This is a genomic window from Bartonella sp. AA83SXKL (genome assembly GCF_042196965.1).
In the GTDB taxonomy this organism is placed as follows: Bacteria; Pseudomonadota; Alphaproteobacteria; order Rhizobiales; family Rhizobiaceae; genus Bartonella.
This window is the reverse complement of sequence record NZ_JBHIRG010000164.1, coordinates 1-748: the sequence shown is the minus strand read 5'-3', so window position 1 is coordinate 748 and position 748 is coordinate 1. Positions and strand designations below refer to the sequence as shown.

General features: G+C 37.7%; 1 protein-coding gene. It reads right to left on the bottom strand.

All coding sequences use genetic code 11. The features are described from left to right. Positions 1-85: 85 nt before the first annotated feature. The coding region (locus tag ACFINO_RS10340) for a tyrosine-type recombinase/integrase (protein ID WP_375655737.1) at positions 86-748 on the bottom strand (663 nt) is incomplete at its 5' end.

The window sequence follows — 748 nt, the reverse complement described above, 5'->3', positions numbered from 1 at the left end:
GGTATATAAAAAGCAAGTAAAATAAAATAGTTATGTCTAATATGGGGGAATAGGTGAATCTTGATTCTATTGAGTTTTTTTGCCTCTATCCCTCATCTTTTTGAAGCTTTTTTATCGCCTCTATAGCTAACCTTTTGCGATCTGCGCTCTTTGTGTAAAGAGATGCCATAGCATCATTTGTCCAGCCAAAAATTGCTTTGAGTTGTGATACTGTTGCACCAGAGTTAGCTGCGCGTGTTGCTGCTAATTTTCTTAATCCATGCGCCGATTTTTTAATTCCAGCAGCATTACAAGCGTCTCTAAATGTATCGCCAAAGCTTTCTTTGGAGAGTTTTTGATTAGTTTTACTACAGATGAATGTTTCTACTCCAATAGGACCAGCTTCAAGCGTTTTGGCTAATTCCGGTAAAATAGGTAGAAAGACATCTGTTTGGAATTTACTTTTCTCTGTCTTGAGATGAATAATATTGTCTTTGACATCTTTCCAGCCAATTCGTACCGCATCACCACGACGCAAGCCCGTATATAAAAGAACATCAATCCAGACACGTTCATGGGTACCATGATGCCATTTGTGATAATATTTCTCAACATCTTCTTCTGTCCAAACAGGAAAGCCGCTTTTATTTTTAAGAGGAGGTTTTTTGACGCCTAAAGTTGGATTATTTTCCAAAAGACCTTGATCAATTGCCCAATTAAAAAGTCCATTAAGGGCTTTCAGAAAGTTTCTAGCCATTGCTGGTGTTTC